The 25,052-nt window shown below is 52.5% G+C and carries 22 protein-coding genes, 1 tRNA gene and 1 other RNA gene; 8 read left to right on the forward strand and 16 right to left on the reverse strand.

Going from position 1 to position 25,052, the window contains the following annotated elements:
- The first annotated feature begins 169 nt into the window (after positions 1–169).
- The 6 genes from DESAC_RS14260 (at position 170) to DESAC_RS14285 (ending at position 6,470) form a co-directional block, all read left to right on the forward strand.
- Complete coding sequence (locus DESAC_RS14260; protein ID WP_218915691.1) at positions 170–913, forward strand: alpha/beta fold hydrolase; 744 nt, start codon at positions 170–172, stop codon at positions 911–913.
- Between the two features lie 92 nt (positions 914–1,005).
- A complete protein-coding gene (locus DESAC_RS14265) occupies positions 1,006–2,025 on the forward strand; it encodes an HlyD family secretion protein (RefSeq protein WP_013707768.1) in 1,020 nt (339 codons plus the stop codon).
- Positions 2,006–2,992 carry an ABC transporter ATP-binding protein gene (locus DESAC_RS14270; RefSeq protein WP_013707769.1) on the forward strand — a complete coding sequence of 329 codons (987 nt, stop codon included), beginning with the start codon at positions 2,006–2,008 and terminating at the stop codon, positions 2,990–2,992. The genes DESAC_RS14265 and DESAC_RS14270 overlap by 20 nt, the downstream gene beginning before the upstream one ends.
- A 122-nt stretch (positions 2,993–3,114) precedes the next feature.
- Positions 3,115–4,122 carry an ABC transporter ATP-binding protein gene (locus DESAC_RS14275; RefSeq protein WP_013707770.1) on the forward strand — a complete coding sequence of 336 codons (1,008 nt, stop codon included), beginning with the start codon at positions 3,115–3,117 and terminating at the stop codon, positions 4,120–4,122.
- A 79-nt stretch (positions 4,123–4,201) separates the two neighbouring features.
- Positions 4,202–5,335, forward strand: a complete 1,134-nt coding sequence (locus DESAC_RS14280) for an ABC transporter permease (RefSeq protein ID WP_013707771.1) — start codon at positions 4,202–4,204, stop codon at positions 5,333–5,335.
- Positions 5,336–5,339: 4 nt separating this feature from the next.
- Positions 5,340–6,470, forward strand: a complete 1,131-nt coding sequence (locus tag DESAC_RS14285; protein WP_013707772.1) for an ABC transporter permease — start codon at positions 5,340–5,342, stop codon at positions 6,468–6,470.
- Positions 6,471–6,505: 35 nt separating this feature from the next.
- Here the strand turns inward: DESAC_RS14285 and DESAC_RS14290 are convergent, their stop codons facing one another.
- From DESAC_RS14290 to DESAC_RS14340, 12 genes are all read right to left on the reverse strand, one after another.
- Positions 6,506–7,474, reverse strand: a complete 969-nt coding sequence (locus DESAC_RS14290; RefSeq protein ID WP_013707773.1) for a glycosyltransferase — start codon at positions 7,472–7,474, stop codon at positions 6,506–6,508.
- 70 nt (positions 7,475–7,544) lie between these two features.
- Positions 7,545–7,915, reverse strand: an RNA gene (gene rnpB, locus DESAC_RS15550) — RNase P RNA component class A.
- Between the two features lie 242 nt (positions 7,916–8,157).
- Positions 8,158–8,901: a zinc ribbon domain-containing protein gene (locus DESAC_RS14295; RefSeq protein WP_013707774.1), complete on the reverse strand. Its 744-nt coding sequence runs from the start codon at positions 8,899–8,901 to the stop codon at positions 8,158–8,160.
- Positions 8,902–8,992: 91 nt separating this feature from the next.
- Positions 8,993–10,111: a Nif3-like dinuclear metal center hexameric protein gene (locus tag DESAC_RS14300; protein ID WP_041284005.1), complete on the reverse strand. Its 1,119-nt coding sequence runs from the start codon at positions 10,109–10,111 to the stop codon at positions 8,993–8,995.
- Positions 10,112–10,213: 102 nt separating this feature from the next.
- Positions 10,214–10,289: transfer RNA gene (locus DESAC_RS14305), tRNA-Ile, on the reverse strand.
- A 314-nt stretch (positions 10,290–10,603) separates the two neighbouring features.
- Complete coding sequence (rpoD, locus tag DESAC_RS14310; RefSeq protein WP_013707776.1) at positions 10,604–12,337, reverse strand: RNA polymerase sigma factor RpoD; 1,734 nt, start codon at positions 12,335–12,337, stop codon at positions 10,604–10,606.
- A complete protein-coding gene (gene dnaG / locus DESAC_RS14315; protein ID WP_013707777.1) occupies positions 12,315–14,135 on the reverse strand; it encodes a DNA primase in 1,821 nt (606 codons plus the stop codon). The genes rpoD and dnaG overlap by 23 nt, the downstream gene beginning before the upstream one ends.
- Positions 14,136–14,285: 150 nt before the next feature.
- Positions 14,286–16,664, reverse strand: coding sequence for an endonuclease MutS2 (locus DESAC_RS14320; protein WP_013707778.1), 2,379 nt, complete (start codon positions 16,662–16,664; stop codon positions 14,286–14,288).
- A gap of 37 nt (positions 16,665–16,701) precedes the next feature.
- The gene (locus tag DESAC_RS14325) at positions 16,702–17,163 is read right to left on the reverse strand and encodes a GatB/YqeY domain-containing protein (RefSeq protein ID WP_013707779.1); all 462 of its coding nucleotides are present in this window, start codon (positions 17,161–17,163) and stop codon (positions 16,702–16,704) included.
- Positions 17,163–17,363: a 30S ribosomal protein S21 gene (gene rpsU / locus DESAC_RS14330; RefSeq protein WP_013707780.1), complete on the reverse strand. Its 201-nt coding sequence runs from the start codon at positions 17,361–17,363 to the stop codon at positions 17,163–17,165. The genes DESAC_RS14325 and rpsU overlap by 1 nt, the downstream gene beginning before the upstream one ends.
- Positions 17,364–17,624: 261 nt before the next feature.
- The gene (locus tag DESAC_RS14335) at positions 17,625–18,353 is read right to left on the reverse strand and encodes a DUF434 domain-containing protein (protein WP_013707781.1); all 729 of its coding nucleotides are present in this window, start codon (positions 18,351–18,353) and stop codon (positions 17,625–17,627) included.
- A gap of 43 nt (positions 18,354–18,396) precedes the next feature.
- On the reverse strand, positions 18,397–19,341 hold the full coding sequence (locus tag DESAC_RS14340; protein ID WP_013707782.1) for a DnaJ C-terminal domain-containing protein: 945 nt from the start codon (positions 19,339–19,341) through the stop codon (positions 18,397–18,399).
- 420 nt (positions 19,342–19,761) lie between these two features.
- Between DESAC_RS14340 and DESAC_RS14345 the strand changes: the two genes are divergently transcribed.
- The gene (locus DESAC_RS14345; RefSeq protein ID WP_013707783.1) at positions 19,762–20,046 is read left to right on the forward strand and encodes a hypothetical protein; all 285 of its coding nucleotides are present in this window, start codon (positions 19,762–19,764) and stop codon (positions 20,044–20,046) included.
- 22 nt (positions 20,047–20,068) lie between these two features.
- Here the strand turns inward: DESAC_RS14345 and DESAC_RS14350 are convergent, their stop codons facing one another.
- The 3 genes from DESAC_RS14350 to DESAC_RS14360 all read right to left on the reverse strand — a co-directional run bounded on the left by DESAC_RS14350 (position 20,069) and on the right by DESAC_RS14360 (position 22,200).
- The gene (locus DESAC_RS14350) at positions 20,069–21,097 is read right to left on the reverse strand and encodes a biotin--[acetyl-CoA-carboxylase] ligase (RefSeq protein WP_013707784.1); all 1,029 of its coding nucleotides are present in this window, start codon (positions 21,095–21,097) and stop codon (positions 20,069–20,071) included.
- Between the two features lie 14 nt (positions 21,098–21,111).
- The gene (locus DESAC_RS14355; protein WP_013707785.1) at positions 21,112–21,426 is read right to left on the reverse strand and encodes a hypothetical protein; all 315 of its coding nucleotides are present in this window, start codon (positions 21,424–21,426) and stop codon (positions 21,112–21,114) included.
- Positions 21,427–21,567: 141 nt separating this feature from the next.
- A complete protein-coding gene (locus DESAC_RS14360) occupies positions 21,568–22,200 on the reverse strand; it encodes a hypothetical protein (protein WP_013707786.1) in 633 nt (210 codons plus the stop codon).
- A gap of 271 nt (positions 22,201–22,471) precedes the next feature.
- Here DESAC_RS14360 and opp4C point away from each other — a divergent pair, with 271 nt between their 5' ends.
- Positions 22,472–23,320 (forward strand): oligopeptide ABC transporter permease, encoded by an 849-nt coding sequence (gene opp4C, locus DESAC_RS14365; protein WP_013707787.1) that lies wholly within the window; start codon positions 22,472–22,474, stop codon positions 23,318–23,320.
- 161 nt (positions 23,321–23,481) lie between these two features.
- Here opp4C and DESAC_RS14370 read toward each other — a convergent pair whose 3' ends face one another.
- Positions 23,482–24,840 (reverse strand): PhoH family protein, encoded by a 1,359-nt coding sequence (locus DESAC_RS14370; protein ID WP_013707788.1) that lies wholly within the window; start codon positions 24,838–24,840, stop codon positions 23,482–23,484.
- Between the last annotated feature and the right edge of the window lie 212 nt (positions 24,841–25,052).

Raw genomic sequence — 25,052 nt, forward strand, 5'->3', positions numbered from 1 at the left:
ACTATATATTGTATTAAGATTATAATAATATACTATATATTAGCATGTCAAGGTTTTTTTTATTTCTAGTATTGACAAAAGAATCCACTATTTATAATGTGGTTATGAATCTTGTTAAAAAAATCCAGACAATTTGGCGAGCCTCAGGTTGCCGACCGGTTTCAATTACTTGGAGAGAGGTCAGGGAAAACCGGCGGTTCTCTGCCTCCATGGCCTTTTTGGCAGTCCGGAGAATTGGCAATCAGTAATGGAGGAGTTAGAGGACGAGTTTCACCTGATTTCCCTTTTTCTGCCCCTGCACTATAGGGACGGGGTGTTATCTTCTAAAACGCCGACCATCGATCAACTTACTGTATATATTGCAGATTTTCTAAGTTATAAAGGAATTGATAAAGTTGCAATCTGCGGCAATTCCTTAGGCGGCCAGGTGGCCATTGATTTTAGTCGACGGTTTGAAGAACGGGTTAAAGCCTTAATCCTCACGGGTAGCGCCGGTTTGTTGGAGCGAAACCTTGCTGGCGGAAAATTTATTCGCGTCTCGCGGAAGTTCATCGCGCAGCAGGCCGCTATGGTACTCTTCAACCCATCGATTATTACCCCCGCCTTTATTGAAGATATCTATGCTACTCTATCGGATCGGCGGCAAAGGTTGTTTCTGGTACGGTTGGCGAAGGCGGCAAGCAATTTTGAGGTTAAATCCCTCTTACCACAACTGAAGGGGCCGGTGTTGCTCATTTGGGGCCGCAATGACCGGATCACACCGCCTGAAGTGGCATATGAATTTCTGGCAGGTCTCCAGCGGGCGGAATTAGCTTTCATTGACTCTTGCGGGCATTCACCGCCGCTAGAGCAGCCGAGACTTTTCGGAAAAAAGCTAAGACATTTTTTAAAAAATCTCCACCTTGAACAATAGATTCGCACATCACGTTTCTAGTCTATAACGCTTATGGCAATGGTGATGTAAGCACTGTAGCATACCAGGGGGGAAATGGGCCGGAAAACCATATGAAGAGAACATTTATGGCTGCCCTCGTGGCGCTCTGTATTATACTGGCTGGCGTCGGTTATTGGCAGTTCTGGCGGATTCATAATGGTCCACCAGGGCAGCTCAGGCTCATGGGTCACATCGAGGCGACGGAGACGGATCTAGCCTTTAAGGTTCCTGGCATTATTGCAAAAATCAACTTTCAGGAGGGGGATTACCTTCAGATTGGCCAGGTGGTGGCTGAATTAGACGCCAAGGACTTACGGGATGAAGTGGCGGCCGCCGAGGCTCGAGTGGGTGCCGCTCAAGCTGTCCTGAAACGATTCCTGACCGGCTCCCGAGTGCAAGAGATAGCTGAAGCCAGGGCTGCAGTGCTCCAGGCCCAGGCTGATCTGGAAAACAAGAGGCTGGATAACAGCCGCATGGAAGGGCTCTTAAAACGTGGAGCAGTGCCAGTGTCACGTCGGGACAGCGCCCGGGCGGCCTACCTGATGGCAGAAGAGGTATTGCGGCGAGCCGAAGAAAATTACAGTTTGGTTAAAGAGGGACCTCGCAAGGAAGACATTGATCAGGCCAAAGCAGAGCTGAAGCAGGCGCAGGCCAACCTGGAGTTGACCCAGACCCGGTTAAACTATGCCACTCTGACGGCGCCGGTTAATGGGGTGGTCCTGGCCCGACCGGCCGAACCGGGAGAGGTGGCAGCTATCGGCAGTATTATTTTAACCACCGGAGATCTTGACAACGTATATTTGGAGGCCTATATTCCCGAACTCGATCTGGCCCGGGTGCGCTTAGGTCAGAAAGCGGTTGTGACAACTGATTCTTATCCTGACAAAAAATACGCCGGCTGGGTCTCCTTTATCAACGCCAAGGCCGAATTCACCCCAAAAACCGTGGAGACTTTTAAGGAACGGGTGGCATTGGTCTATCGTACTAAAATTCGCGTAGAAAATCCCCATTATGAGCTTAAACCTGGGATGCCGGCCGAAGCTGTGATCCTCCTGGAAGATAACCACACCGGTGCACGTTATTCACGTTAAGGGTCTAACCAAACGCTTCGGCACCTTGGTCGCAGTCGATAATCTCACCCTGACGGTGGCAAAGGGCGAATCATTTGCCTTGGTGGGACCGGATGGCGCCGGAAAGACTACGACTATCCGATTGCTCTGCGGCATCATGGACCCGGACAGCGGTTGGGGTAAGGTATTGACCTATGATACGATTCGGGAAACGGAGCGTATTAAAGATCGGATCGGTTATATGCCACAGCGCTTCGGACTCTATGACGATCTCACTGTGGCCGAGAATCTGGCTTTTTATGCAGATATTTATCGGGTGCCGAAGGATCTGCGCCGGGGTCGAACCAAGGAATTACTTGAGTTTGCCAGGTTGGAGCAGTTTCAATCCCGCCTGGCAGCCAAGCTCTCCGGCGGCATGCGTCAGAAACTGGGGTTGATCTGTACCCTGGTACACCGGCCGGAGATTATCTTCCTGGACGAACCGACCTTTGGCGTCGATCCGGTTTCTCGCCGGGAATTCTGGCAGATATTGTATCAACTTCAGCTCTCCGGCATCACCATCTTCCTGTCTACCTCTTATATGGACGAAGCCGAAAGAGCACACCGGGTGGGCCTGCTGCATCGCGGGCGCCTGTTGTTGACCGACACTCCCCGATCCGTCCGCGCCAGTTTTCAGGGAGAGCTCCTTGAACTGAAAAATGCCGAGCTCCACAAGATCAAAAAAATACTGGATGACCATCCTTTGGTACAGCAGACGTATCTGATGGGCGAGCGGTTGATGATCACCGTTGACCAGAGTACACGGGCACTCGCCACCTTGCAGCAGTATCTGGCCGCCAGCGGCATCAGCGATGTAATTTTGAAGACTGCCGAACCGGGATTGGAGGATGTCTTCGTCCAGATAATACGCTGCCGCGAAGAAGAGACGAGGAGTTTGGAAAAAGGTAATACGGCAAGGCCGGATAAATTAGCCGACCCTGATAATTGAAATTCCATCAGGTAGCGCAGACCTCCTGGTAGCGGCCTGATACCAGCAAATCCGTTTATCCTTTAGATAGATGAGAGGCCTTCGCAGCCGCTTATCTTTCATGGCTGGGGAGCCATTCAACCATGGCGGGCAGCAACGGCCAAGACGTCATCGTCGTTCAGGATCTGACCAAGGTTTTCGGCAATTTCGTTGCCGTAGACCATATCAGCTTCACGGCTCCGCCAGGCAAGATTTTCGGATTTTTAGGACCGAACGGGGCTGGCAAATCCACTACTATACGAATGCTCTGTGGTCTATTGTTGCCCACCAGTGGCCGGGGCAGCGTTGCCGGGTGGGATATTGTCCGTCAATCCAATGAGATCAAGCAGCATATCGGCTACATGTCGCAGAGATTCTCCCTATATGAAGACCTCACCGCGGAAGAAAATCTAAGGTTTTTCGGCGGCGTCTATGGCCTGAGCGACCGCCGTTTGCGGGATCGTTCCCTGAAGGTGCTGCAACAGGTAGGATTATGGGAGCGACGCCAGGAAATGACAAAGAACTTGGCCCTCGGTCTCAGACAACGCCTGGCTCTAGCTTCGGCCATACTGCATGAGCCGCCTATCCTCTTCCTGGATGAACCCACCAGCGGCGTCGATCCCATTTCGCGGCGCAATTTTTGGGATATGATCTACGCCCTGGCTGAGGGCGGGGTTACCATTCTCGTGACCACCCACTACATGGAGGAAGCAGAATTCTGTGACACCCTGGTGTTGATTTATCAGGGGCGTCTCATAGCCCAGGGACCTCCTCGGGATCTGAAAAATTTAGTGACCGAAAATATCATGGCCCTTTATCCCGATCAGTTAGGAGAGGCTTTAGATATTCTGAGGCAACTGCCCGAGCTGGGCGAAGTTGCAGTATTCGGCGATGGTCTGCATCTCACAACTACAGATCTGGAATCGGCTGAACACCTTGTTCGGAAGACCTTGACACAACATGGGATCAAGGTTCGGGCTTTACGCCAGATCAAACCGACATTGGAAGACGCCTTTATCTCCCTCATCGAACGGGCGGGGAACCACGCAGTTGAGGGAAAAGGGATAAAAGGAAAAACGGCGGAAGGGGAAAAAGAAAGCCTGAGGCCCTGAATCGGAAACCTCTAGGCACCTACTCAAAATCGGCATTTATACCACTGACCACTAACCCCTGACCGCTGGCCACCAAATTATGGACCCTATCCGCACCTGGGCAGTTTTTCGCAAGGAACTCATTCATATCCGCCGCGACCCGGCGAGTCTTATCCAGGTCATATTGATTCCGGTGATTCTATTGTTAATCAACGGTTATGCCCTGAATTTTGACCTGAAGTATACCCCCATCGCAGTCTATAATCAGGCGGGCGGGCGTCTGAGCGAAGATCTGGTACAGCGCTTCCGGGCCAGCCGATACTTTCAAATTTATCGGTATGTCTCGGATTATCATGAGATCTCCCACCTTCTCAATACCCGCCAGATTATGGCCGCCCTCATCATTCCTTATGATTTTTCCCGACAGTTGAAGTCAGCCGAGACGGCGCAATTACAGCTTATTGTGGACGGAAGTAACGCCAACACCGCCAATCTGATTATTGGCTATGCCCAGGGGATAGCCGCAGCCTACAACGAGAAACTCCTCCTGGAGCGGCTGGAACAGCGGGGGCAGGCGCAATTGTCGATGCCCCTGGAAAGTCAACCCCGGTTGTGGTTCAATGAAGAACTCGAGAGCCGCAATTTCATCGTCCCCGGTCTCATCGCCATCATCATGACCATGGTGGGGGCTTTGCTTACTGCCCTGTGCATCATCCGGGAAAAGGAGCGAGGCAGCATGGAGGGTCTGATGGGTTCGCCCCTGAAGAAATCAGAGCTCATCTTCGGCAAATTGGGACCTTATTTTTTCATTGGCATGATCGACATGTTTATTGCGATGGCCATGGGGCAGCTTCTATTCGAAGTCCCATTTCGAGGCAATCTGCTCCTCTTTATCGGCCTGTCAGCCCTCTTCCTCGTGGTTGTCTTGGGTCAGGGTCTTTTCATCTCCGTCACCTCCCGGAGCCAACTGGAGGCTTATCAGATGGCGATTCTCACTACCTTTCTGCCAGCCTTCCTGCTCTCGGGTGCAATCTTCTCCATCGGGCAGATGCCTTATCTTCTTCAGTTGCTATCGTATCTGGTGCCAGCCACCTATCTGGTTAACATTAGTAAGGGCATCTATCTCAAAGGTATCGGCTGGTACATCCTATGGCCGGACGCCCTGATCCTAATCGTCTTTGCCCTCTTTTTTCTCATCGCCTCCGGGCGCAAGTTTACCAAAAAGATTACCTGAGCTTATGTGGAAACGCATCCGGCACATCATCAGAAAAGAATTCATCCAGGCCATGCGAGACCCGCGCCTGAGAATTTTTATTGTTCTGCCGCCCATTATTCAACTGCTTACCTACGGCTACACGATTAACTTCGATTTTCACCACATCCCGATAGCCGTCTGGGATGAAGCCTGTACGGCCCAGAGCCGTGAGTTTATTATGAGGTTCGCGCAGAATGATTATTTCGACTTGACCTATACCACCAACAGCCGAGAAGAGATGCGACAGCTTATCGATCGCAATAAAATCTCTCTGGCCTTGCATCTTCCCTGGGATTTCAGCCGGAAGCTGCAGGCAGGATATACGGCGCCGGTGCAGTTGATCCTGGACGGCACCGATTCTAATGCTGCTATCATTACTACACGTTACGCCAACAGTATTATTTTTGATTATTCTACCGATATCCTGCGCCAGCGATTGCGCCGGCAGGGGATGGGGGGGGAATTGAGTGCACCCTTGATCATTGAGGACCGCACCTGGTTTAACCCGAACCGGATCAGTTCAACTTCATTTGTGCCAGGCGTCGTAGCCATGGTGGTGATGTTGGTCAGCTTGCAGTTGACGGCCTTGTCAATAGTTCGGGAGAATGAGATCGGTACCCTGGAACAGCTTCTAGTTTCACCCATCCGTCCCCTGGAGCTGCTTATGGGCAAAACCATCCCATTTATCATAATCTCTCTGGTTGATGTAGCCGTGGTCACCCTGGTCGCCATATACTGGTTTGAAGTGCCGTTCCGGGGCAGCCCTCTAGTACTGTTAGTGGGCACCCTCCTCTTTCTGTTCAGCACGGTAGGCGGCGGCCTGTTTATTTCTACGGTAAGCTCTACCCAACAGCAGGCCATGATGATCAGCGTTTTCTTCTTTATGCCCGCTATCCTGCTCTCAGGTCTGGTCTTTCCGATTCACAACATGCCCCTATTAGCTCAAATTTTCACCTACTTTAATCCCCTACGCTACTTCATCATCGTCTTACAGGATCTCTTCCTCAAGGGGGTGGGATTTGATGTACTGTGGCCCCAGATGGTAGGCATGCTAATATTAGGAGTGGCGATGGTCGCCCTTTCCGTCCTGCGATTTCGGAAAAGACTGACGTAATAACATTTATGAGCAGAGGTTATTCGTTCGCTTTATTATTCCCCGGAATTCCCCAACTCCTCTCGCACCACAAATCGCGGGCGTTGCCGCACCTCACGGTAGATGCGCCCGACGTATTCACCGATGAGGGCCAGGCCGAACATCTGCAAGCCGGAAAAGACAAACAGGATGGCAAAGAGGGTAAAGACGCCCTCGACTTCCGGCCCTACCCAGAACCGCCGGATAATCAGGAAGAGGCCGAATCCCAACCCGATGATAGCAATCAGCAGACCCAGGATGCCCACGGCGTGGATGGGCAGATGCGAAAAGCCGGTCATAAAGTCGAAATTCAGGCGGATGAGTTTTACCAGACTATACTTGGACTTGCCGCGGGTGCGCTCCTCGTGGCGGACAGGCACTTCAGCAATCCGACGGGAGAACATGTTGGCCAGAGCCGGAATGAAACTGGTAGATTCATGGCACTGATTGATGCTGTCAATGACTTCCCGGCGATATGCCCGCAGCATACACCCATAATCTTTCAGGTGCACCCCCGTAACTTTGGACATTAACCAGTTGATAAAGGCCGATGGCAGACGCCGGAAAAAAGAGTCCCGGCGCGTCTCTCGCCAGCCGCCAACAGTGTCATAGCCTTCGGCCAGTTTGGCAAGGAGTTTCGGGATTTCTTCCGGCGGATTTTGCAGGTCTGCGTCCAGGGTAACGATGACCTGACCTCGAGCCGCTTGGAAACCGGCAAAAATTGCCGGGTGCTGGCCGAAATTGCGGATAAATTGCAGTCCATGCACCTGCCCAGAATGATCTTGATACATCCGGGAGATAATTTCCCAGGACCGGTCCGACGACCCATCGTCCACAAACACAATTTCATACGGTTGATTTAACTTGTCTAAGGTAGCGAAGAGCCGACGGCCTAGTTCCGGAAGGTTTTCTTCTTCGTTATAAACCGGAATGACCACCGAAAGATATGGTGGTTCATTATAAGCAGCCCCGGAGGACTGGTTCATGGCTGATATACCCCATTCCATTGGAATTAAGAAAAATTGCCGGCGGGTTTGTTCCCCCAGGAAACAAATCATCGAGAGCAGGCCATAAGCCGAGTTCTGTTCCGGAGTCCTCCGGTGATGATCATTCCTCTAGAACCGCCATTGCTGGCGGTCTCCAGCAGCCTACCCGGGAGCCTCGGACGGGCCGTCCTCTCACGCTCCCCTATTTGGCCTTGCTCCAGGTGGGGTTTGCCTAGCTTCCGGCGTCGCCGCCGGAACTGGTGAGCTCTTACCTCGCCGTTTCACCCTTGCCGAGGTGGGTTCTCCACCCCGGCGGTCTATTCTCTGTGGCACTTTCCTTAGGGTCGCCCCCACTGGGCGTTACCCAGCACCTTGCCCTGCGGAGCTCGGACTTTCCTCCCGCCAACCCTTGAGTTGGCCAGCGATCATCCAGCCTGCTCTGATGATTTATCTATTTATATTATATGATTTTTACCGCTCTCGGTCAATGGCCTCGATAATCAGGCAACTCCGTATCTCAATGTCTTTCCGGGTGATTTGCCAGGCAGCACAGCCACCTGAGATTTGCCGTACTTTTCTAGCAGTTACCTGCTGCTCCACTATCCGCCAGCCTTTTCCAGGTGGCTGGGGCGGGATCGACCGCCTGCGCGGGCGGCTGGTGCTATAAAGCCGCGGGCCAGCGATCAAGCCGCTTGAGCCGAATCTGGTCTGCCGTTATCCTCCGGCGGCGCAAAATAGATAATTCGCTGGCAATGAGGACAGGTCATAAGTTCCTGGTTCATTTGGAGCTCGATGAACTGCTGCGGCGGCAGGTTCATATGGCAGGCCTGGCAAACACCCTGGCGAACCTCGGTGATGGCGGTGCCATTGCGCCTTTCTCGAATGAAGTCGTACCGTTTCAGGAGCTGATTCCCAATGGTCTCTTGCAGTTTTCGGCGCTGGGATTGCAGTACCTCCATCTTTTCCATCTGTTCGGCTATCTCGGTCTGGACTTTGGCCTGCATTCTTGCCAGTTCCTGTCGCCTACCGGCAAGCTCTTCATTAAGGGCCAGCAGATCGGCATTGATACGTTCAACTTGCTCCAGAAGTTCAAGAATTTCGGTCTCTTTCTGATCCTTTCGATCTTCTTTGAAGGCAATTTCCTTAAGCATCGCCTTATACTCAATGTTGTCTTTAATCTCCATGAGGCGCTGCCGACTACGGGTGATGCCCTCATCCAACATAGCCATCTCCGATTCCACCTGGCGATGCTGCTTTTTAACCTCCTCGAGTTGCTGCTGTTTTTCCGCGGCCGTCGCCTCAACTTCGGCCAACCTGCTTTCCAGTTCTCTCATGCTCTCTGGAAGTTCTTCTTGAATCTGGAAGAGTCCGCGGATCTCCAGATCAACCTTCTGCAGAGAGATGAGGTTTGTTAGTTCCTCTAACAACGTTGTCCTCCAATGTCAATGTTTCGCTTTGCGGGGGGGGATAGCGCTAGCAGTGATGCCGTTCTTGCCGCAGAACAGGTGTCAAGCGACATCAGACGTAACGGAATGGATCACTCCCCCATGAATCAGGGACAATCTCCAACGGCAGGTGCGCCTGAGCCAGAGCCGCCCCTAATCGCCGCCCCCATTCAGGGATAAAAAGAACCTCAGTGGCAAAATGCCCGAGATCCAAGATTGCCATTCTTTCCTGCGCCCAGGGAACTGCTTGATGATAACGGATATCTCCCGTAATAAAGATTTCAGCGCCTTGTTCCCAGGCACGTTCTATGAGATCGCCGCCGCTGCCGCCGCATACGGCTACCCGCTGTACCTTACTTGGCGTCCGGCCGGCTACCTTAATAAAAGGAACTTTGAATAATTGCTTCAAGTCAACCAGCACCTGTTCAAAAGAACGAGGTTGCGACCACTGCCCTATCCGGCCGATTCCCAAGGGCATCCCTGGGTTTTTCAGCGGGTAGAGATCATACGCCACTTCTTCATAAGGATGAACCGCTTTCAGCCGTCGCAGCACCGATTCCGCCAGACGCTCCGGCAACACTACTTCCAGACGTGATTCCACTGCCCGGGTCAATCCCTCGGCGTCTTGGCGCCATGGACCTGCACCGGCCAAAGGCCGGTATGTCCCCTCACCTCGAGCGGCAAAGGAACAATGTTCGTATCGACCGATAACCCCAGCGCCAACTCCACAGATCGCTTCCCGGATTCGGTCTTCATAGCCCACCGGGGTGAACACACTGAGTTTAAGCATTGCCTCGGTTTGCGTGATCTCCAGCGGCTTGGCCGACCCAAGGTTTAAGACCCGGACCAGATAGTCATTCAGGCCATCTACTGCCACATCCAGGTTGGTATGAGCCGCTGCCACTACCAGATCATGCTTAATAGCAAAGCTTATGGCCCTCTCCAATGGTCTATCCGGGCAAAACCGCTCCACCGGTTTAAAGAGCAAGGGATGGTGGCTGAGGACCATCTGCGCCCCTACCTCCACCGCTCCGTGCAAGACTGCCTCAGAGGCCTCCAAGGCTACTACGAGTTTGTCCACCTCCTGGCGAAAGGAGCCGATAGCCAGACCTACCCGATCCCAGGGTAACGCCAGCGAAACCGGCGCCTGTTCTTCCACTAAAGCCAATATCTGGCCAACTTTAGCACTCATACTAAATAAAGATGGGGTGCTCCTTAGGCACCCCATTTTCCCTTCTTTTAAAACTGTACTGCTTATATGTTTCTAGCAATTTCATTACCATAGTTGTGCCAATGGTGGGCCCACCTGGATTCGAACCAGGAACCTTCCGGTTATGAGCCGGTGGCTCTGACCGTTGAGCTATGGGCCCGGAGCGGTTTACCGCACTAAATAAATTGATATGGTTTCGAGCTTCAAGTTTCGAGATTAGAGATCAAACTGAAAGGGAATATATCTCCGGATTATCCGATAAGGCGGACATCAAGATATCCTCTCAAGACTCGGCAAAAGAAACTCTGAGCCCTTGTCTTTCATAGTATAACTCAAATATCTCCTGGGGGAAAAATTTTTCTCGGCCCCGCCGCCATAAAGGCAAAAAATCGGTCTTCATACGGAAATTTCCCGGCATAGAACTGTGGGCTTACTCCCCTCGCTAGCAAAATAACCGCTTCCGGATGGAATATATCAATATTCCGCAAAACTTTGCAGGCGTTTAAGGCGTGAAGCATGCCTTAACTTTCGCAAGGCCTTGGCTTCTATCTGACGTATCCGCTCCCGGGTGACCATAAACTTCTTCCCAACTTCTTCCAGGGTATGGTCCGTCTTTTCGCCGATGCCGAAGCGCAACCTGATAACTTTTTCTTCCCGTGGGGTCAACGTAGACAGAACCTTGCGGGTAATTTCGGCCAGGTTGAGGTTTTCCACTGCTTCAGTGGGAGAAGAAATCTTCTTATCCTCAATAAAATCAGCAAGGTAACTATCCTCTTCCTCTCCGATTGGAGTTTCCAGCGAGATCGGCTCCTTGGCGATTTTGAGCACTTTGCGCACTTTTTCTAACGGATATTCCATCTTTTCGGCCAGTTCTTCAGGGGTTGGCTCCCGCCCGATCTCCTGTACCAGGTAACGGGAGGTGCGCAACAGCTTGTTGATAGTTTCAATCATATGCACCGGGATGCGTATTGTTCGGGCCTGGTCGGCTATCGCCCGGGTAATAGCCTGGCGAATCCACCAGGTGGCATAGGTACTAAACTTATACCCCCGTTCATATTCAAATTTTTCCACTGCTTTCATCAGGCCGATATTCCCTTCCTGGATCAGGTCTAGAAACTGCAATCCCCGGTTGGTATACTTCTTGGCGATGCTGACAACCAACCTGAGGTTGGCTTCTACTAACTCGGATTTGGCCCGGGATGCCTGACGATCTCCCCTCTGCACCCGCTTTTGGATTTCAAGCAATTTTTCTGCTGATAATCCGGTTTCGCTTTCGATTTTTTGCAATCGCCTCTGCGCCCCCCGCCAACTCTCCGCCAATTGCGCTATTTCGACTATCGATAGCTCACCATCCAACTCCGGAGAAATTCCAGAAAGGAGTTTTTCTTGTAACTTACGGCAGAGGTGCCTGAATTCCGGGGCATCAAGCCCGATTTTCTGTAAACAACGATCAATCTCCTTCTGGGAGGCCCGGACGGCATAACTGTAATCGTTGATCTGGCGAATGATCCTGTTGAGTTGATGCTGGGGTAGTTTAAGGCTTTTGAACTGCTCCACCATCCGTTGGCGATATCTCTCCAATCGGGTTTGCAACTGCACCCGTTTCTCTTCTGACAGAGTTTTGCTGGCCAAACAAGACTGTAGTCTCTTTATAAGATCGTTTAGTCTATAAATTCCTTGGATGACCTGCTGCAGCCGGTCTGGTTGGATGCCCTGCTCCAACCCATCCTCGAGCAATTCTTTACACTCCTCAGAATGCGACGGCTTTTCCTGTTCCAAGCGGTGGGCAATTTCTAGTATTGCCCGGATGCCAAATTTGGTTTCCAACAAAGCACTGACGATTTCTTTGCACCCCTCTTCAATCCTTTTGGCAATTTCTATTTCGCCCTCCCGGGTAAGTAAAGAGACCGTCCCCATCTCTCTTAAGTACATCTTCACCGGGTCGTCAAGACGCACAGAAGCTCCGGCTTCGAGATCCACCAAAATCTCAGCCGGTTCATACCCCCCCTGTGAGGAAAAATTCACTTTAGTGGGCAGCTCTAACAGGTCAAAGTCGAGATCATCCAGGACTATCGTGTCCCCTGCAGTTTCTTTCAATACCGGCTCTGCCTCCCCCTCTTCGGTATATTCTCCAAAGGAAATAAATCCATGCGGATCTTCCAGGTGAATATACTCCCCCAGGTCACTAAGACTGACTCCTTTGCCCATCCATATTCTCCTTTTCCCCCAAAGGTTCATGAGAGCTCTCCAAATCCCTCAGCCTTTGCTCAATTTCCCTCACTTGGGCCACTAAAGCTAAAAAATCACCTCCATTTCGCGCCTGATAAACCTCCTGCAGTTCAAGTCTCAACTTCTTTTGCTGCCTTTTTAATTGCCTTTTTCGGAAACTCCGGCGGTAATCTTCAATGAGCAGTTCCAGGTGGTTGGGAGGATATTCTTCTGCCGCTAAAGATAAAGAACAGACCTGACGGCAGAGATCATCGTCGTCTAATTGGGTCACGAGCAAGCTGTGGTCCAGATAGCCCAACTGCCGGTGGCAGTTGCAGATCTGCCGAGCAATAGTCTGCAATTTGATGTCAGTGAATTGTTCTAAGTACTCTTCAACGTCCAGTCGGGGCAGAATCTCGGGATTGGCCAAAATAAATTTTATCAGACTTCTTTCTAAATTCAGGGCCGTGGCCTGGCACACCATCGGAGCCGATAAAGCAGGGCGCTTGTTTGCCAAAGATTCCTCGAGGGCCGACTCCGAGACCGTTAACCGTTTGGCGGTCAGGCGAAGCCACAATGCTTTTTCCACCGGATCGACATCCGATTGAAAATAGGGTCTGAGTGTTTCCAGCGCCGCCAGTTTTTTTTCTAATTCATCCCCAATATTCCGGGTGGCATCGTCTAAGATATATTCAAAGAGTGGCTTGGCCTCTTCCCACGGATTTCGGAAGATTTCCACCCCCTGTTTGGCAGCATAGCTGTCCGGATCCTCTCCCGGAGGCAATACCAGGACCCGCACCGGCAGATGTTCTCCGGCAAAATGCGGCAGACTGCGCCGCATAGCTTTCAATCCGGCTTCATCACCGTCAAAAACCAACACCGCGCGTGAGGTGTAACCTTTCAAGAGACGGACCTGTTCCCGGGTCAGGGCCGTCCCCAGAGTGGCTACAACCGGTTCAATGTTGCGAGCCCGCAATGCCAACAGATCCATGTAGCCTTCCACCAGGATGGCCAGGTTCTGTTTCCGGATGGCTTCCCGCGCCTGAAAGAGCCCATATAAATTCCTCCCTTTGGAGTAAAGTGAGCTCTCCGGCGAATTGAGATACTTCGGCTCTCCGTCGGCAATTATCCGACCACCAAAAGCTATTACCCGCCCCTGCAGATCTAAGATGGGAAAAATCAAACGTCCGCGAAATCGATCGTAATGTCCACTGCTATGATGCGGGACTATCAAACCCAACTGCTGCGCCGCTTCGAGTGAAGCCCCGCGCTCCGACAGGGCGCGAATTAGCAGACGCCAATCATCGGGGGCAAAACCTAATCGGAATGATGCCGCCACCCCCTCAGGCAAGCCGCGTCGGGCTAAGTACTCCCGCACCGGCTTTCCCAGATGGGGATGGCCCAGATTCTCAGTGAAAAATTTCGCCGCCAGCTCGTTTACCTCATACAAGGCCTGTCGCTGACGGCTGGCGCGGGCCTCGGCCGGGGTCAGATCTTTCTTCAAATTCAGGGGAATACCGTATTTTTTGGCTAGTTCAGTTGCTGCTTCGGGGAAAGTCAGGCGCAGATGCTGCATGAGAAAGGTAAAAACATTCCCCCCAACGCCGCAGCCATAACAATGAAAGATATTGCGCTCGGGGTAAACAGTGAACGAGGGGGTCTTCTCCGCGTGAAAAGGGCATAGGCCGACCAAATAGCGCCCACGCGGCTTCAGGCTGACGTATTGACCGATTACTTCAGCGATGGGCGCCGCCTCTTTAATCTCCAGCAGCTTCGCTTCCGGGATAAAAGACGCCATAAAATAAGTTCACTCCACAACTGCTAAAAAGACTTTTCCGGTAAGGTGCTCAGCCGTCAGATTGCTTCACCAATCGTCGCGGCTTTAAACCACCAGGCTCTCGCAGTCCGATTATTGCCGCCTAATGGCCAGCGCGACACAATCTTGGCTTCAATCCTTGATCTCTACCACTGTGACGCCCCGACCGGCTTGCCCCTGCTCTCCATGGTGCAGTTGTTTCACCAACGTGTGTCCTCGCAGATGCTCTCGTACCGCCTGCTGCAGACGCCCGGCACCGATACCGTGGATAATATCTACCTGTCGGCAACCGTGCAGCACAGCCTGATCAAGCAGCCGATCCACCAATGGCAGGGCTTCCTCAACCCGCAGGCCAATAATGTTGAGCGAAGACGACTGCCAGGGCGCTGTCTCTGGTAACTCCACCCCTCCGTGCCAGCGGCCGCGATAGATCCGTCCAAGCTCATCACCAGCCCTAACTTCTTTGATTTCATCACTGGACAGGCGGATTTTCACCGCTCCTACCAAAATCTCGAGGCGGCCTTCCTTGTCAGGACTTGATGCCACTACTCCGGTCTGCCCCAATGCGGGAAGGAAGACTTTCTGTCCAAGGGCGAGGCTTAATTCCTGCCGGTCTACCGCCGTCGCCTTCGGAACAAGACGCTTGTGGAGCTGGCGCTGTTTGGTGGTGAACTCCTGGCGCAAGCGCCCCCAGGAATCTTGGCGATCCTCCAACCGGGTGAGAATGTCCTTAAACTCGTTTTCCGCCTGTCTGATGGCTTTAACCATCGCCTGCCGCCCTTCATCCAAGAGTTGCCGGCGCTCTTGCTCCAATTTCTCACGCACCACGGCCAACTTCTCTTCCTGGCGGCGGAGGTTTTCTTCTTCCTGCCGGATAAGCTGCTCCCGCTGGGCGAGATGCTGCTGGGCTGCTTCACACCTGGCCAACTGTTGCAGGGCCTGCATTCCTTCCTGACCGATCTGGCGCTCGGCTTCGGCGATGATCTCCTCCGGCAACCCTAACTCGCGGGCGATGCTCAAGGCATTGCTCGGCCCGGCAACGCCGTAAGCCAAACGATACAGAGGCTTCTGCGTCCGGTCATCGAACAATACCGCGACATTGGCAAACCCCGGCTCCTCATGCGCAAAGGCCTTGAGCAGATGATAGTGAGTAGTCGCTACTCCATAGGCGCCCGTCCGTCCCAAAGCCCTCAACAACGCTAGGGCCAGGGCCCCGCCTTCCGCCGGATCGGTGGCTGTACCCAGTTCATCCAGCAGCACCAGGCAGCGACCCTGAAGCTTGGCCAAAATATCGGCCGTCCGCTTTATATGCGCCGAAAAAGTGCTGAGATTCTGGGCCAGGTTTTGGGTATCCCCGATATCCGCAAAAATGGCGTCAAAAATGCAGACTTCACTGCCCTCCGCCACCGGCAGGGGGATGCCACACTGGACCATAACGCACAACAGGCCCAACGTCTTCAGAGTAACTGTCTTGCCACCGGTATTAGCCCCGGAAAGTACCAAAAACCGCTCTGACGGGGTCAATTCCAAATCGATCGGGATAGTAGCATGAAATCCCTGTTCCTCCCGATCACGGTACAGCAGGAGGGGGTGTCGGGCCTGTTTCAATCGGACCCGCCCCTGACGAATCAAAGTCGGCGTTCTAGCCTTGAACTCCTCCGCATAAGCCACCTTGGCCTGAAGGGCGTCGAACTCTCCCAAAATCTGGAGATCTTCTTGGATGACCTCATACTGAGCCCTCACCAGGTTGGTCAAATGCCGCAGTATCCGTTCTTCTTCGCGTTTCTCTTCACCGAATAGAAGATTGAGGCTGTTATTGATATTGACAATCTCAAAGGGTTCGAAAAACAAGGTTGCCTTGCTCTGAGATTGATCGTGGATGATTCCGGTAACCTTTCCCTTGAAATCAGCTTTGATGGGAATGACATAGCGCCCGTTGCGCTGGGAAATCACCTGATCTTGTAAGACTTCACGATACTCTACCCGGCCAAAAAGCTGATGCAGGGTGCGGTTGATTTGCTGCCGCGTGGTGCTGATCTCTGCCCGCAGACGGCAAAGTTCCTCGCTGGCCTGATCCAGAATCAACCCATAGGGACTGATAGCAACTTGAATAGCTTTTTTCAAATCACTGAGATCTCTCAGCCGTTGTCGATAACGGTTGAGATGCGGATGGCGGTCCGTAGCGCCTCGGAGATACCGCTGCACCCGGCTGATCAGGCGGAGTACGGCCACGATCTGGTTCAATTCCTCGGACAGCAATAAACTCCCCGGGGCCACCAGACGCTTTAAAATCGGTGTCAGATCAAGGCAGCCTTCAAAAGGACAAGGACCTTCCACCGCCGTCAGATCGCTCAGCTCCTCCACTTCCTGCAGGAGGATCTGTACCTCCCCAAAATCTGAACTCGGCTGCAATCTAGCCAAACGCCGCCGCCCCCAAATAGAGCGGGTGAAGCGCTGCAAGATTCTGATTAACTGCGGAAATTCAAGGGCTTTCAGCGTTTGTTGGGCCATTGCACCTGCAGAACAGCAGAGTTACCGGTTGTAACCATTAGGAGTGTGGGGCTACCTCTTCCAGCAATTGCTTCACCAACCTGTTAACCTCTTTACCATCGGCCCGACCGGCAAATTTCGGCATAGCGATTTTCATTACCTTGCCGAGATCTCCCGGACCGGTCACACCCAACTCCCTCATGATGGCCGTCAATTCCTGACGCAGTTCTTCAACCGTTAATTGCTGGGGCAAAAAAGAAAGGAGGAATTCCAATTCCTCCTTTTCTTTCTGGGCCAACTCGCTCCTACCAGCACGGGTAAACTCCATTATAGATTCCCGCCGCTGTTTTACTTGACTGGTTATCACGGCTACTACTTCGGCCTCGGCCAGGGCACGCTTTTCTTGCACCTGCCGGTTTTTCAGGGCGGCCTTCAACATGCGCAACGTGGATAATTTCACGCGATCTTGATTTTTCAGCGCCGTCTTGAAACCATTATCAATTTCGGTAAGAAGCGACATTATCTGGCCCCTAATTTGCGTATTCTCTTGAGAGCCCGTTTCTTTGCCGCCAAAGCCTTTTTCTTGCGCTTAATGCTGGGTTTTTCATAGTGTTCCCTCTTCCTGATCTCCGACAAAATCCCAGCTTTTTCGCACTGTTTTTTAAATCTCTTTAAGGCGATCTCAAAGGGCTCATTCGCTTTGACCCTCACGCCTGGCATCCATTTTCGCCTCCTCCCCTATTAGATCAACCTGACGGGAAATCGATTCCAACTATACCGTATGTAGATAATTATCTTATAGATTCTTAGCAATCCCCTAATCCGTCTGGTTGTCAAGAATTGAAATTTTATCTGAATTATATCGGCTGTCAAGTCATTTTTCTTTAATCTCCCCGCTATTAAAGGTCGTTCGGGTACTTCGAACCGTAGTTTTCCCCACAGATTGCCTCCTCTAATACCTGCCCTACGGCTAGGAGCGCCTTAGAAACCATTTTCCCCCAAAGTGATGAGATTTACCCTGGGGAGTCGCCTAATAATCTCTCCGGCGACATCGACGACTGCTGTCGCCTGATCGATCAGTTGGGTATCGCTGGTACCAATGACCCCTTGAAAGGCCATGAGTTTATTTTCGGGCTGCAGCACCGCTTCAACCTCCCCAAGGAGGCCGTACTCCTGCAATATTTGCCGTGTATGCTTTGCCAGTTCACCGCTGCGGCTCATAGGCGCGTCATACCAAACCATCACCGGTCCAACATCGCCATCGGCTAGGAACCGGCTTATCAGGATCAGGGCCCGGGCAGTAATGGCTGAAGGTTTATACCTATGGGAAATCTGGCCGATATCTCGAATGAAGCCGTCATCTGCGGCGATAAGCGGCAACCCTGACAGACCACACTCCACGGTAATCAAGGCATTATGGCCGTCGAGGGCCAGGGGTTGACCGGTCAGGTCTCGCACCAGACAGAGTTTGCTTCGCCTGCGAGCGGCCAACACCGGATCAAAAACACCTCGATGCAAGAGTTGCCTGGCGTCATAGGTGAGATTATAGCGATTGCCCACCAGGGTCAGGCTGGCCAGTTGGGGATAACCCCTTCCCAAGAGAAAGCGCAAATCCTGGGCCGCATGGAGGAGCTGGGCTAGGTCCATTCCATTGAGGCGCTTCCTGGGAACGGTGAATGTCGCCGACCCGCCCATCTCGAGAGGGTTCATCTTCTTGGCCGTTTTACTTCCCTTAACCGAGCTCCAGACCGGTTTACATCCCCTCTTTGGCCAGCTCTTCGATCAAGGCCTTCTGCTTCTTATTGACTCCGGAAGGAATGTCGACAATAATGCGGACATATTCATCCCCCCTGCTTTTTCCATTGCCCATAGGCAGGCCGTGACCCTTGAGACGCATCTTGGTAAAGCTATTAGTACCGGGAGGAATCTTTAAACTTAAAGTCTTGCCATCTAAGGTGGGAACCGTCAGCTTGGTCCCCAGGACTGCTTCGGAAAATTTTATATGTCGGTCAACATACAAATCATGGCCTTCGCGCTTAAAGACCGGGTGGTTGATTTCCTTTATTTTAATGTAGAGATCCCCGGATTGGCCACCGGCCGCGTGAGGAGAGCCCTTCCCGGGTATCCGCAGCTTTTTGCCGTGGATCGCTCCCGCCGGAATCTTCACGGATACCTTTTCCAACTGTCCATCCCGTTGGAATTCGACGATCTTTTCGACGCCATAGGCCATCTCGTGCAGCGTCAAGGGCAATTCCAGTTGCAGGTCCTGACCCCGCATCGCCTCTTCCCCGGCGCCGAAATTGCCCAAGCTGGAGAAATCAAACATCTTTCCCCGACCGCGCTTGCCGAATCCTCCGGGCCCCCAACTCTGGCCGCCGAATAAACGTCCAAACATATCCCCCGAGAGGCCGATGTCCTTAAATACGTTGCCAAAATCGAAACCGCGAAAAATATCCTCCTGAGAAAATTTCCCTTGAAAGGCGGAAGAACCCATGGCATCATATTCCCGCCGCTTTTCCGGATTGCTCAGCACCGCATAAGCTTCACTGATCCTTTTGAACATATTCTCGGCTTGATGATCACCTTTATTTTTATCCGGATGATATTTAATCGCTAAACTGCGATAAGCCTTTTTGATTTCTTCCGCGGTGGCCTGGCGTCCCACACCCAATATCTGATAGTAATCCTGTTCGACCATAATATCGCTAATGTATCTTAGAGTTAGACATTGCCCAATCAACTAACACAATACAACCGGTGCCGGCTCTTATTATTGCTAGTTTATTACTGTTCCTTATCTTGATTTATCGCATCAATCTGGCGGTTGGAGGCGTAAGTCAAAAGGTTAATGCAGGACCGCAAAGAGAAGCCCTAGCCTTTTTATAAATATAAAATTTACTCAACTATCTGTCAAGTATATCTAATAATTAACTTTTCCAAGCAGTTGGCCTGGCTCCGGACTTGGGAAAATTTGCACAGCATATTCTTGATTAATTTTTCTAAATGTGATATCAATCGATCGTTGATGGGATGCTTCTGATACTAGGGATTAAAGGCTTAGAGAGATAAACTGCTCAAATAATGAGAGAGTTAAACGGAAAGGTAAGGAGGTACGTTCATGACGGCATTAATCGGTGGCTTGGCGGCACTGGCCTTGGGGCTCATCGGGCTGGGTATTTGGTGGAAACAATTTTTGAATCTATTGGCCGGTTCGATCCCCCTCTTATTGCTCCTGGGTGGAGCTCTGGCGGTATATTTAGGGTTCGAAGAAGCTAAAGATAAATTTTTTAAGAAATCCGAGGCTCCCGCCACCGAAGCACCCACCGCCTCTGACTCAGATGTGGAGCGCTACAAAGCCGAAGTAGATCGGTTAAAAGCCGAGATCGAAGAATTGAAAAAATAGATGTTTTTCTCACCTCACTTTGTCAACCGGCCTCCCGGCCCCGAGGGTTGGGAGGCCCGTTTGCTATCTCACCAGAAATAACTTTTTCTATCCTGCCGTCCGGCTGTTGGAGCAGCAGGGCTCCGTCCGAATCTACATCCAGGGCCAAACCGGAAATTATCTCTTTTCCCTGTCTGACAGTTACCTGCTGACCTAAAGTTACCGCCGATTGTCGCCATAAATCCAGGATGGCCGGGAATTCCTCCTGCAAGAACCTGCCATAAAGCGAGTCCAGGGCAGCTAATAAGCTCCTGAGGATAGCTAGCCGGGAATACCTCTTCCCCGCGCTTGCCAAAGAAGTGGCCAGCCTCCGCACCGGTTCCGGGAAGACAGTGGTGTTTACGTTCAGTCCCAGGCCCAAAATGACATGGCTCATCTGGTCGCTTTCGGTCTCCATCTCTGTAAGGATGCCCCCCAACTTTTTTCCCTGCAATAGAATATCATTGGGCCATTTAATGTCCGCTGCCAGCCCTGCAACTTCTCGGATGGCCTGTATCACTGCCACCGCTGCGGTCAAGGTGAGCCTGGGCAGTTCGGCCGGCGGCAGCGGTGGCCGAAGGATCAGGGAGAGATAAATCCCGCCGCCGGGGGGCGATTCCCATATCCGTCCCATACGTCCCCGGCCAGCGCTCTGGGACTCGGCCACTATAATTGAACCTTCGGGATTCCCTTGGCGGGCGAGGTCCTTGGCCATATCATTGGTTGAGGGAAGGTTCATAAAATGCCAGACCGGCCCTCGTAGGAATCGATGTGGCAGGTTCTGGGCGATTTCCACCGGTAACAACAGGTCCTGTTCCGGATCCAATCGATACCCTCTTCTGGAACTGCCCTCCACCCGGTAGCCCCAGCCCCGCAGGCGTTCAATCCGCTTCCACACAGCGGTGCGGCTGAGGCCTAACTGCAACCCCAGTTGCTCTCCCGAAAGAAAGGCCACCGTCTTCTTAAGGGCTATGAGCAGGTCTTGCTGTACCTGATCCAGTTCCAGGACGTTGGAAGCAATTCTTTCCGTCATCACTTTCCTCACAACTACCGTGACGGTTGGGATTCAGGGGTCAGATCCGGCCGCTCCCTCAGGTCTGATTTGAGGGAATTATTGTACACGGCCGCGCCGATTATCCCTCCCATCGCAAAACCGATAATGGCCGCGCTCAAGGAAGGAGAAACTAACAGGGCAATGCACATGCCGATACTGCCATACGCCAGCGGGATAAAAATCTGCGCCGCATTCAGGCTGCAGGCCGGGGTCATTACACAGATCAACGCCAGCGCCAAAATCCGGCGCCAACCCCAGGGTCTAACCCTGCTTATCAACTTACCAGTGGCCCACTGACTTTTCATCATAGATTCATTTCTTCAAATTCTGCACCGGCATCTCAAGAAGCCAAACATTTTACCGCCAAGGCCGCAAAACCATTAGCTGCAGTTTGCTGAAGGGCGGGAAAGCGCAGCGCATCCCGCCTTTTGAGCGCCGAAGGCAGCCACTTATCCCTGCCCCCACAATCTCAGAGACAAAACCAAGAGGAGCCAGAGGTAAAGTCCGACCTGGAAAGTTGTCGCCCCTATCGCCAGTGCGCCGATACCTTTTACCGTGGCATACCATTTCCTCTTAATGCCTTCTTGATTCAGTACTGCCACAGCCGCCAACAACCAGACACCCTTCCGGGCTGGAAGCGGCGCCGCCGGCATATACCAGATCAGCAGCAGCCCGCCAATCATCAATATATTTACCAGAGTATAAAGCAAGGCCTGGCGCGGGTGGACGAGGTGATGAAGTTCTTCGGAGCCGGCGTTTTGCCATAATTCCTGCCGCCACTTTTGGGCCAGCAAGGCATTATGGCTGGCTAAACTCAGCACCAAACCCAGGATCAGCACCTCACTGACCCAGTGTCCGCTCTGCAGGTGAAAACCTAGGTAGGCCGGGACCAGACCCAACACCAGACCACCTAACAGGCTTCTGCCCCACTGCAGCCGCCAGAGCAGGAGACCCTGCCCGAAGGCCAGTAGCATTGCCACGGCCACGCTGGGGGCCGTCTGCAGTGGGTAACCGCTGATTTCTGCCGCCAGCACCCCCACCCAGAATGCCGCGTTGCCACCGATCCAAAGAAAAAAGAACAATTCCGACCTCGCTTATATGTCCCGGCCCCTTGCCGAACTTCCTCATTTTATAGTACTCTATCAGAAAAAACAAAAGATACCAGTTCTGGGGTCTTTCAATGTGAACCGACTGAAAGCAAACCATGAAAAACATTCCCCGGCAGCACAGGTTTTCTAGCCGGTGCAGGACCTGTTTTCGGAAAATTCCAGTAGGCGGGATGCGCTTCGCTTTCCCGTCCTACGTTACTGGCCCTTGGCCTTATACCTCAACCGGATTATTTTGCTGTAAGCTATGGCAGGAACCTATATAAAAAGAGAATTCTGGCCCCGATTCCGCCGCAACCGCCTGGCCCTGGGGGGTCTGCTGCTGGTAGCAGGTCTGTTTTTCGTATCCATTCTGGCCCCTTGGTTAGCTCCCTATGATCCCGGCTTCATTGACATCAAGGCCATTCTCATGCCGCCCAGCGGCGCCCACCTCATGGGTACCGACTCCTTGGGCCGGGATGTCTTTTCTCGCATCATCTACGGCGCCCAGATTTCCTTGAAAGTGGGTTTTGTCGCCGTAGGGCTGGCGACGTTTATTGGCGTGCTCTTAGGGGCGGTGGCGGGCTATTACGGCGGCTGGGTGGATAACCTGCTGATGCGGTTGGTGGATATCATGCTCTGTTTCCCTACCTTCTTCCTCATACTGGCAGTGATCGCCGTCCTGGAGCCCAGCATCTGGAATATCATGGTAATCATCGGCTTGACAGGCTGGATGGGAGTGGCTCGCCTGGTGCGGGCTGAGTTTCTCACTCTCAGAGAGCGTGAGTTTGTCCAAGCGGCTCGGGCCTTGGGGGCCAGCGACGGCCGCATTATCTTCCGGCACCTGCTGCCTAATGCTCTGGCACCGGTCATGGTCTCCGCCACCCTCGGAGTAGCCGGGGCCATCCTCACCGAAAGCGCCCTTAATTTCCTGGGGTTGGGAGTCCAGCCTCCGACCCCTAGTTGGGGTAATATCCTTACCGCCGGCAAAGACAATATCGAGATCGCCTGGTGGCTCTCGGTTTTCCCGGGCCTGGCTATTCTCATCACCGTGATGGGCTATAATCTGCTGGGTGAAGGCATCAGGGAGGCCATTGACCCAAGGCTGAAGGAATGAGAGGTGCCTGACAGGAATCAGAGCAAGGCAGTCATGTTAATTTCCCCTCACTGTTAGGTATACCGAGACACTTTCGGGCTACCGGGGCCAACTTGTCAAATGGCCGGAAGTGGCCACCGAAGCCAAGGATAGGGAAGGATGGCGCAGGAATATTAAATATACTACAGCAGCCTTGCTCCCAATTCGGCAATTCCCGACCGCTCCCCTTTTATCAGGGTCACATGGCCGGAGATTTCCTCGCCTTTAATCCGGTCCACCAGGTAGCTCAGGCCGTTGGAGGAGGCATCCAGGTAGGGATGGTCGATCTGTTCCGGGTCGCCGGTAAAGATGATCTTGCTGCCCCGACCAACCCGGGTAAGGATGGTTTTGACAGCATGGGGACTCAGATTTTGGGACTCGTCGCAGATGATGAACTGCCGGGGAATACTCCGCCCCCGGATATAGGTCAACACCTCCAGTTCGATTTTGCCGGTGTTAAAGAGATAGTCCATACAACCGTTGGCCTGGATATGTTCATTGCACAAAAACTCCAGGTTGTCGTAGATAGGCTGCATCCAGGGTCTGATCTTTTCTTCCTTGTCCCCAGGCAGGTAACCCAGGTCATTGCCGAGCGGCACAATCGGCCGGGTGATGAGCAGCCGGTTATAGCCGGCGCTTTCTTCAAAGACCTTTTCCAGGCCGGCGGCCAGGGCCAGGATGGTCTTGCCGGTACCGGCCTTGCCAACCAGGGTAACGATCTTAACCCCGTCGTCCAACAGCAACTCCAGGGCAAACTTCTGCTCTTTATTGAGGGCCTTGAGTCCATACACGAGTCCGTTCAAACTCAGCTTCCGCAGGCGGCCCTGAAAGTAGCGGGCCAGAGCTGATTGAGAGGGATTCTCGGCACTCTTTAATATACAGAACTGGTGAGGCGCCAGGCCGTTACCCGGCCACTCCATTGCCCCTTGTTTAAAGAATCCTTCCAGCTCCGCCTCAGACACGACCAACTCGCCGACTCCAGCATACAATTTAGGATAATCAACTTTATCGCTATAAAAGTCTTCTGCCTTGAGACCCAGGACATCGGCTTTGATGCGCAGATTCAAATCCTTGGTCACTAAAATCACAGGTTCATCGGTGCATTGTTGGAGATGGAAGGCCAGAGCCAGGATGCGGTTGTCAGTGGTATTCAAATCGATGTCGCAGGCATTTTCGAAGGTATTGCGGCAGTTCAGTTCAATCCGGATACTGCCGCCCTGAGGTAGCCGGACCCCACCCGAAAGCGGGCCGAGACTGCGTAAGCCATCCAACTGCCGGGAGACTTCCCTGGCATGGCGGCCGATCTCGTCGCTTCGGGTCTTTTGTTTATCTAGCTCTTCAATGACCGACACCGGTAGAATAATGTCATTGTCTTCGAAAGCGAAGATCGATCCCGGGTCGTGCAACAGGACATTGGTGTCTAATATATAGTTTTTTTTCACCTCTCCTACTATTCCCCTCACTGGCGTGGTCTGGAGAATCTGCAGCAGCGTAATACTCACCCCCGGGCCGCTTGTTTAGGCATGAAATCTTTGTATTATACTCTACCTGGTCGAGATTGAATCTGGTCCTCGCTTGGACTACATTTTTATTGTACCAGGTGTTGCAGGTTAAGTATATCGTTTTTTTGTGCGAAAAATGTTTGCACGCGGTTAGAACTGCGGTGAAAAACCTTTGGAACCTGCCAGCACCGCCTTGGTATTCTGCGCATTTC

The organism is Desulfobacca acetoxidans DSM 11109 (genome assembly GCF_000195295.1).
Classification (GTDB): Bacteria; Desulfobacterota; Desulfobaccia; order Desulfobaccales; family Desulfobaccaceae; genus Desulfobacca; species Desulfobacca acetoxidans.

Bases quoted from the DNA above. Each gene is read 5' to 3' on its own strand.
- DESAC_RS14265 (WP_013707768.1), top strand. From the start codon at position 1,006: ATGAAGAGAACATTTATGGCTGCCCTCGTGGCGCTCTGTATTATACTG.
- DESAC_RS14275 (WP_013707770.1), top strand. From the start codon at position 3,115: ATGGCGGGCAGCAACGGCCAAGACGTCATCGTCGTTCAGGATCTGACC.
- DESAC_RS14280 (WP_013707771.1), top strand. From the start codon at position 4,202: ATGGACCCTATCCGCACCTGGGCAGTTTTTCGCAAGGAACTCATTCAT.
- DESAC_RS14285 (WP_013707772.1), top strand. From the start codon at position 5,340: ATGTGGAAACGCATCCGGCACATCATCAGAAAAGAATTCATCCAGGCC.
- DESAC_RS14290 (WP_013707773.1), bottom strand. From the start codon at position 7,474: ATGAACCAGTCCTCCGGGGCTGCTTATAATGAACCACCATATCTTTCG.
- DESAC_RS14300 (WP_041284005.1), bottom strand. From the start codon at position 10,111: ATGAGTGCTAAAGTTGGCCAGATATTGGCTTTAGTGGAAGAACAGGCG.
- rpoD (WP_013707776.1), bottom strand. From the start codon at position 12,337: ATGGGCAAAGGAGTCAGTCTTAGTGACCTGGGGGAGTATATTCACCTG.
- dnaG (WP_013707777.1), bottom strand. From the start codon at position 14,135: ATGGCGTCTTTTATCCCGGAAGCGAAGCTGCTGGAGATTAAAGAGGCG.
- DESAC_RS14320 (WP_013707778.1), bottom strand. From the start codon at position 16,664: ATGGCCCAACAAACGCTGAAAGCCCTTGAATTTCCGCAGTTAATCAGA.
- DESAC_RS14325 (WP_013707779.1), bottom strand. From the start codon at position 17,163: ATGTCGCTTCTTACCGAAATTGATAATGGTTTCAAGACGGCGCTGAAA.
- rpsU (WP_013707780.1), bottom strand. From the start codon at position 17,363: ATGCCAGGCGTGAGGGTCAAAGCGAATGAGCCCTTTGAGATCGCCTTA.
- DESAC_RS14335 (WP_013707781.1), bottom strand. From the start codon at position 18,353: ATGAACCCTCTCGAGATGGGCGGGTCGGCGACATTCACCGTTCCCAGG.
- DESAC_RS14340 (WP_013707782.1), bottom strand. From the start codon at position 19,341: ATGGTCGAACAGGATTACTATCAGATATTGGGTGTGGGACGCCAGGCC.
- DESAC_RS14345 (WP_013707783.1), top strand. From the start codon at position 19,762: ATGACGGCATTAATCGGTGGCTTGGCGGCACTGGCCTTGGGGCTCATC.
- DESAC_RS14350 (WP_013707784.1), bottom strand. From the start codon at position 21,097: ATGACGGAAAGAATTGCTTCCAACGTCCTGGAACTGGATCAGGTACAG.
- DESAC_RS14355 (WP_013707785.1), bottom strand. From the start codon at position 21,426: ATGATGAAAAGTCAGTGGGCCACTGGTAAGTTGATAAGCAGGGTTAGA.
- opp4C (WP_013707787.1), top strand. From the start codon at position 22,472: ATGGCAGGAACCTATATAAAAAGAGAATTCTGGCCCCGATTCCGCCGC.